This window comes from Anaeromassilibacillus senegalensis (assembly GCF_001261775.1).
GTDB classification, from domain to species: domain Bacteria; phylum Bacillota; class Clostridia; order Oscillospirales; family Acutalibacteraceae; genus Anaeromassilibacillus; species Anaeromassilibacillus senegalensis.
Window position 1 is genome coordinate 169486 of the sequence record NZ_LN868535.1, and the last position, 9622, is coordinate 179107.

General features: G+C 53.8%; 9 protein-coding genes and 1 tRNA gene. 1 reads left to right on the top strand and 9 read right to left on the bottom strand.

Annotated elements, in window-relative coordinates; genetic code table 11:
- Position 1 precedes the first annotated feature (1 nt).
- The 4 genes from BN2106_RS01130 to BN2106_RS01145 all read right to left on the bottom strand — a co-directional run bounded on the left by BN2106_RS01130 (position 2) and on the right by BN2106_RS01145 (position 3111).
- Positions 2–622 carry an NAD(P)H-dependent oxidoreductase gene (locus BN2106_RS01130; RefSeq protein WP_050696738.1) on the bottom strand — a complete coding sequence of 207 codons (621 nt, stop codon included), beginning with the start codon at positions 620–622 and terminating at the stop codon, positions 2–4.
- A 7-nt stretch (positions 623–629) separates the two neighbouring features.
- A complete protein-coding gene (locus BN2106_RS15480; RefSeq protein ID WP_074017367.1) occupies positions 630–1418 on the bottom strand; it encodes a GNAT family N-acetyltransferase in 789 nt (262 codons plus the stop codon).
- 887 nt (positions 1419–2305) lie between these two features.
- A complete protein-coding gene (locus BN2106_RS01140; RefSeq protein WP_050696996.1) occupies positions 2306–2665 on the bottom strand; it encodes a hypothetical protein in 360 nt (119 codons plus the stop codon).
- A gap of 173 nt (positions 2666–2838) precedes the next feature.
- Positions 2839–3111 carry a hypothetical protein gene (locus BN2106_RS01145; protein ID WP_050696739.1) on the bottom strand — a complete coding sequence of 91 codons (273 nt, stop codon included), beginning with the start codon at positions 3109–3111 and terminating at the stop codon, positions 2839–2841.
- 210 nt (positions 3112–3321) lie between these two features.
- On the opposite strand from BN2106_RS01145, the gene BN2106_RS01150 reads away from it, so the two are divergent.
- Positions 3322–3564, top strand: coding sequence for a helix-turn-helix domain-containing protein (locus tag BN2106_RS01150; RefSeq protein WP_050696740.1), 243 nt, complete (start codon positions 3322–3324; stop codon positions 3562–3564).
- 455 nt (positions 3565–4019) lie between these two features.
- Here BN2106_RS01150 and ileS read toward each other — a convergent pair whose 3' ends face one another.
- The 5 genes from ileS to BN2106_RS01175 all read right to left on the bottom strand — a co-directional run bounded on the left by ileS (position 4020) and on the right by BN2106_RS01175 (position 9578).
- Positions 4020–7136, bottom strand: coding sequence for an isoleucine--tRNA ligase (gene ileS / locus BN2106_RS01155; protein WP_050696741.1), 3117 nt, complete (start codon positions 7134–7136; stop codon positions 4020–4022).
- Positions 7137–7498: 362 nt separating this feature from the next.
- Complete coding sequence (locus BN2106_RS01160) at positions 7499–8161, bottom strand: potassium channel family protein (protein ID WP_050696742.1); 663 nt, start codon at positions 8159–8161, stop codon at positions 7499–7501.
- 54 nt (positions 8162–8215) lie between these two features.
- A complete protein-coding gene (locus BN2106_RS01165) occupies positions 8216–8839 on the bottom strand; it encodes a potassium channel family protein (protein ID WP_050696743.1) in 624 nt (207 codons plus the stop codon).
- Between the two features lie 174 nt (positions 8840–9013).
- The gene (locus tag BN2106_RS01170; protein ID WP_050696744.1) at positions 9014–9238 is read right to left on the bottom strand and encodes a hypothetical protein; all 225 of its coding nucleotides are present in this window, start codon (positions 9236–9238) and stop codon (positions 9014–9016) included.
- A gap of 263 nt (positions 9239–9501) precedes the next feature.
- A tRNA-Arg gene (locus tag BN2106_RS01175) sits at positions 9502–9578 on the bottom strand.
- Positions 9579–9622 lie beyond the last annotated feature (44 nt).

A 9622-nucleotide genomic window follows, 5' to 3' on the forward strand; every position in this document is an offset into this window, starting at 1 on the left:
CTTACCACTCCTGTGCGGCGGTTTCCGCCTGTTTTTTCGCCTGTTCCATGTGCAGCGCGACTTCCTCCGCGGGGAACAGGTCCGTTCCCTCCGCGAAAATGCACGCGTAGTGCGGAATGCCAAAGAATTCCGCCAGCGCCTTCCACTCATATGCGCCCAGCTCCAGACGTGACGCCGGGCCGGTGTATACGCCGCCGCGCGTGGTGAGGAACAGCAGCTTTTTTGCCTTGCAGCAGCCGATGCAGCCGGTGTCCCCTTCGCCGTAGCGGAAGGTTACGCCGGGCGCGGAAATATTCTCGATATAGGTTTTCACAATGGCCGGGAAGCTCAGCTCCCACATGGGCGCGGCCACGACGATGCCGTCCGCCGCCGCGAACCGGCGCGCCTGCGCAAACTCCGGGCCGTCCAGCTCGCCCTGTTTTTTGAGTGCTTCGTGGTGTTTAAAGGTCTCGCCTGTTATATTGGAAAAGTTCTCTTCCGCCAAACAGACCGTATCCACGATATGATCGGGATGCGCGTCCCGGTACGCGGCTGAAAATGCTTCCATCAGTTCACGGGTGCGGCTGTTTTTGCGCACGCAGCCATCCACCACCAACAGCGCGGGGAACACGCGTTTTTCCATCACATAATCATCCATTACAAAGCCGTTGCCAATGTCCGTNGGCCACGACGATGCCGTCCGCCGCCGCGAACCGGCGCGCCTGCGCAAACTCCGGGCCGTCCAGCTCGCCCTGTTTTTTGAGTGCTTCGTGGTGTTTAAAGGTCTCGCCTGTTATATTGGAAAAGTTCTCTTCCGCCAAACAGACCGTATCCACGATATGATCGGGATGCGCGTCCCGGTACGCGGCTGAAAATGCTTCCATCAGTTCACGGGTGCGGCTGTTTTTGCGCACGCAGCCATCCACCACCAACAGCGCGGGGAACACGCGTTTTTCCATCACATAATCATCCATTACAAAGCCGTTGCCAATGTCCGTCACCAGCGGATGCGACACGACAAAATCCAGCGCCTTGTAGCACGCGATGGAACCGTCGTTGTGCTTGTTGACCGTAAGCCAGATCTTTTTGAGTCCCTCTTTGCGGCACAGGTCCGTCAGGAACGCAATCCCCCGCGAAGCGATCCCCCGGCGGCGGAACTCTTTTCGCACATAGATTTTACTGAGGAACAGGGACTCCCCATCGCGGCGGACACCGGTATAGCCCGCCCTTTCCCCGTCACAAATAAAGAAATAATAGTGGTACCCGTCGTTCGCCATCTGCGCCCGCATCGCCGGGGCAGACTGGAACTTCTCTATCATATATGCGGTCTGATCCGCGCCGATGATCGGCGTAAAATGCTCCGTCCAGATGATTTTTGCCAGCGCGGCAAGCTCGTCCACCTGCTCCGGGGCGACTTCCAACAGTTGTACGTCTGTCATTGCAATGCCCTCTTTCCTGATAAACTTAACGTTCCTATTATACGTTTTTTTCCAAAAGAGCGCAACGTGGAAATCCTGAGGGTATTTTGTGAAATCGCCCTATCTTGTTTACCTCTTGGGTTATTTCTCTAACGCGTTTTTCCGCTTTTCTGAAAAGCGGGACCTGCGGTCAGCTCGCGCCTACGGCGAGGGTTGTTTTTCACCAAACAGGTAATTTCTAAAACGTGTTTTTCCGTTTTTCTGAAAAGCGGGACCTGCGGTCAGCTCGCGCCTACGGCGAGGGTTGTTTTTCACCAAACAGCTAATTTTTAAAACGCGTTTTTCCGCTTTTCTGAAAAGCGGGACCTGCGGTCAGCTCGCGCCTACGGCGAAGGTCGTTTTTCACCAAACAGCTAATTTTTAAAACGTGTTTTTCCGCTTTTCTGAAAAGCGGGACCTGCGGTCAGCTCGCGCCTACGGCGAGGGTTGTTTTTCACCAAACAGCTAATTTTTAAAACGCGTTTTTCCGCTTTTCTGAAAAGCGGGACCTGCGGTCAGCTCGCGCCTACGGCGAGGGTTGTTTTTCACCAAACAGCTAATTTTTAAAACGTGTTTTTCCGCTTTTCTGAAAAGCGGCGGGATCAAAGGGCGGCGCCCTTTGCCGCTCCTCGCAAGGAGCGGGACTCTCTTCCTAAGAAGAGCGAGTGGGAACGAGTGATATTGTCCTTTGCGAAGCATCCAGCTTCCTCTGTGGCCTATCTCTGGTTCCCCGGCTTTCGCCGGGGAACTGTACGTCGCTTTGAAAAGCGACGGCAAAAACTTTTTTACTTTTAAAAAGTAAAACAAAATCAGACAAAAGCAGGACGCCCGCCAACCCTGACGAACGCCCTGTTTCTGTAATTCTTTTCTTACTTCAGAAGCGCATCCTTCTGCTCGAGAATCGCCTCTACCGCCGCGCAAGCCGGGCAGTCGCAGTATTTTGCCCCTGCGGCCTTGATTTCCCTTGCGTGCGCCGCGACTTCCCTCGCCTTGTCCGCGCCAAAGACCTGCGCACCGCCGCCCGACTCCGCAAAGGCGATCAGCATGTCAATCGGCATGATGTCCCCTTCCAGCTCGGCGACGTACTTCTTTGTCTCCGCGGCTTCCGCTTCCGTTCCCACCGCGTCCAGCCAGGCCTGTGCCGCCGCTCTTGCCTCGCCGCTGCACGTCGGGGCATTGATCAGTTCGTGTGTTTTTGCAACCACAATGTCCAATACTTTTCGATCCAGCATTTAAATTCCTTCTTTCTTCTGGATTTTTCTATATTTTACCACTGTGGTTTCTGCTTTGCAATTCCAAGGTGTTTCCTTTTTGTGAATTTTCAGTTGTTTTCAAAGAACGGATCACGCTGTCATAAATATATAAAACCTGCTTTCTATTAACATAAATACGAACCTTTCCCTTATGTCAGCACGCGGAGCGCTTTTAGCAGAGAAACGCAATCCAATATACCACGACGATACGCATACTGGTTTTCAATACAGCTGATCTCCGCGATCGTTTCAAAGCATTCCCGCACAAAACCCTGTTCATCCTCTGCCAGCATCGTGTCGCACTCCCGGTCGATCTGATTCCATTTTTCCATCAGGGATTCGTATTCCTTTTCGCGTGTGAATTCCTGCATGGCGTTGTCAAATAACTGGTTAAACATTTCATCCAACGTTTCTTGCTTCATATGATTCATCCTTTCACTTCTTTTCGCTATATCCGATGCAAATAAATACGAAGGTAGCAATTAATAAAATAAACTTATGTTTTTACAATTCATGATAAAATGTTCCTCCTATTTTAATTTGGAATGTATACATTCCGATATCACCACAAACAATCGGGTAAAATCAATATTGTAACGAATACATTCCAAAATATTGATAGGGGGGATTCCATGTCTGACAAACTTAAACAAGATATTTCCATTGGAAACAACTTGAAGCGTCTTCGTAAAAACGCAAAATTATCTCAAGAAGAAGTTGCCGCCAAATTGATGCTTATGGGGCTCTCCACGAGTCGGGAAATTATCTCACAAATGGAGTTAGGACGTTATAGCATTCGTGTAAGCGTTTTACTGGCCTTAAAACAAATTTATAATGTTGCAACCTTTGATGAATTTTTCAAGGATTTAGAATGAAAGCGCTAGAAGTCAAGCGACTACCAGCGCTTCTACTATATTGCTTTTTATCGTCAAAATTCTTCAGCTGATACCGCACACTGTTAGTAGAAATCAAGAGTTGTTGCAAAATGAAAATGTGATACCAAATCATACTAAGAAATCGCTTCGTAAAAGAGAAAATGCCCTTGAAAATGGCCTTTTACAGCCAGATTCAAGGGCGTTTTTTGTATTTTTCCCTCAGAGCTATTTTACAATGTAGCTTAATCCCCAGCCTTCGCTGGGGAAGTAAGAAGGGCCCCAGAAACAGCGCACTGCCTCATGAACAGCAATATCACTCGTTCCCACTCGCTCTTCTCAGAAAGAGAGTTCCGTTCTCTGCGGAGAACGGCCAAAGGCTCTGCCTTTGGAAACCGCCACCTTTTAGAAAGGTGGAAAAACGCATTTTGTTCTACGCTACAATCGATCTTTATAAATTACGCCTGCTCCAGACCGAACGTCACCGTCTCGCCGTTGACGTCCCATTCCTTGACGTAGCCAACAGGGTCCGCCATATCCAACGCCTCAGCCAACACCTCGCTCATGATGAAATCACAATTCTTCTGAATCACGCTGTCTGCGTATTCGCCTGCCTGATACGTGATCTTCACATGGTCGGTCACCTGCGCGCCGGATTCCTTGCGCATGGTTTGCAGTTTGCTGACAACCTCGCGCAGGAAGCCTTCCTCGCGTAACTCCTCTGTAATGTGCGTATCCAACGCCACGGTGCGTCCGTGGTCGCTGACCGTGTATGCGCCCTCCTTCTGCTCCACGCTGATCAGCAGGTCGTCCGCCGTCAGTTTGACCTCGCCGGAGGGTAAGTTCAACACCAGCTCGCCCGTGGTATCTAGCTCCTGCTTCGCGGCGACGCCGTTCAATTCAGACAGGGCTGTGCGGATTTCACCCAGCTGTTTGCCGTACTTTGGGCCCACGGTCTTGAGCTGGGGTTTAAAGCTGTAATCCATGAAGGACGCGGCGTCATCCACAAACTGCACGTCCTTGACGTTCAGTTCCTCCATCACGATGCGGCGGAACGCATCATCCAGCACGCGGCTTCCCTGCACGTACAGCACAGGCAGCGGCTGGCGGTTCTTGATCGCGGCGCCGTTGCGCGCCGCGCGGCCCAGCGTCACAACTTCCAGCACCTCGTCCATGTTGGCTTCCAGCTCCGCGTCCATATAGGCCGCGTCCACCTCCGGGAAGTTGCTCAGATGCACGCTCTCCGGCGCGTCTTTATCCACCGTACGCACGACGTTCTGATAGATTTCCTCCGCCATAAACGGGATCATTGGCGCGGCGGTACGAGAGACGGTCTCCAGACAGGTATACAGCGTCATAAACGCGTTGACGCTGTCCGTATCCATGGTGTCCTTCCAGAAGCGCTCCCTGCTGCGGCGCACATACCAGTTGCTCAGCAGGTCTACAAACTCCTGTAAGCCGCGCGCGGCCTCCGGCAGGCGGTAGTTTTCCATATCATTGTCCACACCCTGCACCATGTGGTTGAGCTTGGAAAGAATCCAGCGGTCCATCGCGGAAAGGGTCTCCTTTTCCAGCTTGTGCTGGGTGGGATCGAATTTGTAAATATCGGCGTACAGCACATAAAACGCATAGGTATTGTAGAGCGTGCCCAGGAAGCGGCGCTGTCCGTCGAGCACGGCTTTGTCGTAGAATTTATTGGGCAGCCAGGGCGCGGAGTTGGTCAGGAAGTACCAGCGGATCGGGTCCGCGCCGTATTTTGCCAGCGCTTCCGCTGGGTTGACCGCGTTACCCTTCGACTTGGACATTTTCTGTCCGAACTGGTCCTGCACATGGCCCAGCACCAGCACGTTTTTAAACGGCGCCTTGTTGAACAGCAGGGTCGAAATCGCCAGCAGGGAATAGAACCAGCCGCGCGTTTGGTCGACCGCCTCGGAGATAAAGTCCGCCGGGAACTGCTGCTCAAAGAGCTCCTGATTTTCAAACGGATAGTGATGCTGCGCAAACGGCATGGAGCCGGAATCGAACCAGCAATCGATGACTTCCGGCACGCGGCGCATCTCCCCGCCGCACTTGGGGCAGCGGATGGTCACCGCATCGATGTAGGGACGGTGCAGCTCGATGTTGTCCGGGCAGTTATCGCTCAGCTCCTTCAACTCTTCAATGCTGCCGACCGCGTGCATATGTCCGCAGCCGCACTGCCAGACGTTGAGCGGCGTGCCCCAGTAGCGGTCGCGGCTGATGGCCCAATCCTGCACGTTTTCCAGCCAGTCGCCGAAGCGGCCGGTTCCCATGCTCTCCGGAATCCAGTTGATGGTCTTGTTGTTGGCAATCAAGTCATCCTTGACGTCGGTCATGCGGATGAACCAACCCTCGCGGGCGTAATAGATCAGCGGCGTGTCGCAGCGCCAGCAATGGGGATAGCTGTGCTCAAACTTGGGCGCAGCAAACAGCAGGCCGCGATTCTTCAAATCCTCCAGGATGGGCTTGTCAGCGTCCTTGACAAATACACCGGGCCAGTCGGTCTCCGGCTTCATCTCGCCCTTTGCGTCCACCAGCTGCACAAACGGCAGGCCGTAGCGGCGGCCCACCTTGGCGTCGTCCTCACCGAACGCGGGCGCGATGTGAACCACACCGGTACCATCGGTCAGGGTAACGTAGGTGTCGCAGGTGACGTACCAGCACTTCTCCGCCGGATTCACAAAGCGGTAGAGCGGTTCGTATTCCATGTGCTCCATGGACTTTCCGGGGAAAGTTTCCAGCACGGTATAGTTGTTTTCGCCCAAAACAGTATCCAGCAGCGCCTGCGCCATGTACAGGACTTCATCCTGATATTGTACTTTCGCGTAGGTTTCCTCCGGGTTGACGCAGAGCGCCACGTTGGAGGGCAGCGTCCAGGGGGTGGTCGTCCACGCAAGGATCGAGGCATTCTCCTCACCCTTCACGCGGAAGCGCGCGATGGCGGAACGCTCCTTGACGTCCTTGTAGCCCTGCGCCACCTCGTGGCTGGAAAGCGGTGTGCCGCAGCGCGGGCAGTACGGCATGATCTTGTAGCCCTTGTACAGCAGCCCACGGTCAAAAATATTTTTCAGCGCCCACCATTCGGACTCGATAAAATTGTTGTCGTAGGTGACATAGGGATGCTCCATATCGGCCCAGAAGCCGACCGTATCGGAGAATTCCTCCCACATGCCCTTGTACTTCCAAACGCTGGCCTTACAGTGGTCGATAAATTGTTCCATGCCGTAGTCTTCGATCTGGTCCTTGCCGTCCAGACCCAGCTCCCGCTCGACCTCCAGTTCCACCGGCAGGCCATGGGTATCCCAGCCGGCCTTGCGCGGCACGTTCTGGCCCTTCATTACATGGTAGCGCGGGACCGTGTCCTTGATGACGCGGGTCAGTACATGGCCGATATGCGGTTTGCCGTTCGCGGTCGGCGGACCGTCGTAGAACACATAGCTTTCGCCCTCGCCGTTGGCGTTCAGGCTCTTTTTAAAAATATCGTTCTCGCTCCAAAACTCCAGGACTTTTTTCTCCCGCTCGGGGAAGCTCAGGTCCTGCCCTACCTTCTGGTACATGCTGCGTCCTCTCCTTCTAAAACTCTAGTAAAATAAAAAATCCCCGCCCCAATAACAGGGCGAGGATGTGCTCGCTATACCACCTATTACTGCATACCAGCATATGCGCTCCCGATAACGGGGGAACCGGCATGGCCTACTAACGCAAAGCGCGTTTGGCCTGCGACTCGGGAGGGATTTTCCGCCGGTTCTACTCGCGCCGGGCTCGCACCCTCCCCGGCTCGCTGCGCCTTTCAACGCTGGCGTACTCTTCTCCGTCTACATCTGTTTATCTATCAAGTTTTTATTGACTCATTTAGGAAAACCATATCACAAAACGGGGCCTTCGTCAAGCCCTGCGCGCAATCCATTTTGATTTCCTTTTATTTATGCTCGCGCAGAATCTTCAACAGCCGTTTCTGGCTCCTGCCCTCGCATACGGCGACGATTTCGTCGTTTGCATGAATGACCGTGTTGCCGTTTGGGATCATCATGTTGTCCCCGCGCAGGATGGAAATGACCAGCGAGCCTTCCGGCAGCTCCAGCTCCTTGAGCGTGATGCCCTCCAGCGCGGTGTCCTTGGGCAGCGTCATCGCACAGATGCCGGCCTTTCCCTTGTTCAGCGTCGCCAGCAGGTGCATTTCCGCAATGTCGACCTCCTGCTCGATCAGGTTGGTGATGATCTCCGTGCTGCTCACGGCGATATCCGCGCCCAGGATGCGCAGCGCGTCCATATTGCGGGGATCGTTCGCGCGTGCAATCACCTTGACTGCCTTAAACTGCCGCTTTGCCAACTGGGAAGCGACCAGGTTGTCCTGATCCTGCCCGGTCACGGCGATAAAGCAGTCCGCGTTTTGCGTGCCGGCGTTGTCCAGCGTCTCAATCTCCGTGCCGTCGCCGCAAATGACTTCCACGTCCAGCTCGTTTGCAATCCGCATGCAGCGGAATTTATCCTTTTCCACCAGGCGGACGTCGTATTTGCGCTCCAGCATGTTTTCCGCCACATGATAGCCCAGCTTGCCGCCGCCGACAATGACAACTTTCATAACAATCCCTCCGCAGGAAGTTCCTTCCGGTTTCTATCAGCTATTTATTTCTTATCAATCAATCATCATTGCAAAAACAATCCGGTCGTTATCGGTGACATACAGGTCCTTGCGGCCCGCACTGAGCTGCATGGTCCCGTCCGCGTGCACCAGGCCGAACGGCGTCTCCCCCGGATCGCAGGGCAGCTTGGCGACCGGCTGGCCGATCCAGGAGCGGTCCGCCTCCTTGACATGGAAGGCCACCGTCGCGGTGCCGAAGGTCACCTCGCGGGAATCCCAGGGCTGGGTCAGCGCGGTGAACATCGCGTCGCCCGCCAGCTTGGTATGGCAGACCGTTTTCAGGCCAAAGCGCTTGAAGACCTTTTCCCGCCCGGGGTCGGAAATACGCGCGACCACGTTGCGTACATTAAAAAATTCCCTCGCAATCTGGGAAATCGTGATATTGAGATTGTCGTCCGGCGTGCAGACTGCGACGGCGTCGCAGCTCTCAATACCGGCGGTGCGCAGCACCTTCATTTCCATGGGAAAGCCGGTGACGGTCATCCCGTTGAAGTCCTCGTCCAGCATGCGGAAGTTGTCGACCTCCGAATCCACTACCGCAACATCGTGCCCGTGCTCATCCAGAAGCTCCGCCAGGCGCCTGCCCAGCCTGCCGCACCCGATTACCAGAACGTTCACTGAAATTTCCCCTTCCAATACAAAAATGCCCTCTCCCGGAACAGGAAAGGACGTTTTGACTGCGGCGGCGCGTTTCGCCGCTCTTGAAGTATGGTTCCCAATAGGATGGAAATAATCAACTGCCGTGCACGACAGGATCATTTGTATCATCAGGTCAGAATAGATGCAAAGGTTTTATTGGCTTGCTTCGGGCTTTTCAAGTATAACAAACGACACGAAGGTTTCTTTGTGAAGGTAGTTTTCAAGTTTAGGGTCTACATCCACAGTATATGGGTTCATCTGTAAAACAGTCCAGCCTTCTTCTAATAACTTATTAATACGCGTAAGATATTTGTTCTCATTAATATCTTTCTGCTCAGTGTAATCTCGACTGTTACTGATATAAACTACTTTCTGCATTTGTTATCCCACCCTTCATCTTCGTTCCTTTTAAGATATTTTTGGCCCGCCCGGAGAGATTTACCGGACGCTTTGCGTCCTGCCAGCTTGCCCACCCGCGCCTGACGCGCCGGTACCGGGCTGCGCTGCTCCTCGCTGAAAACGTGCCACTGGCACCTTTTCTTTACGCTCGGACCCTTTCGGGTTCGAATCCCTCCCTGTGCTCCACGAGGGAATCGAACCGGTAAAACAACTGCCGTGCACCACACACAGCGGGGATGATTTGGCCCGCCCGGAGGGATTCGAACCCCCGGCCTTCAGAATCGGAATCTGCTGCGATATCCAGCTTCGCCACGGGCGGGTATATAAAAGCAAATATGATTATAGCACGACCGTTTTAAAATT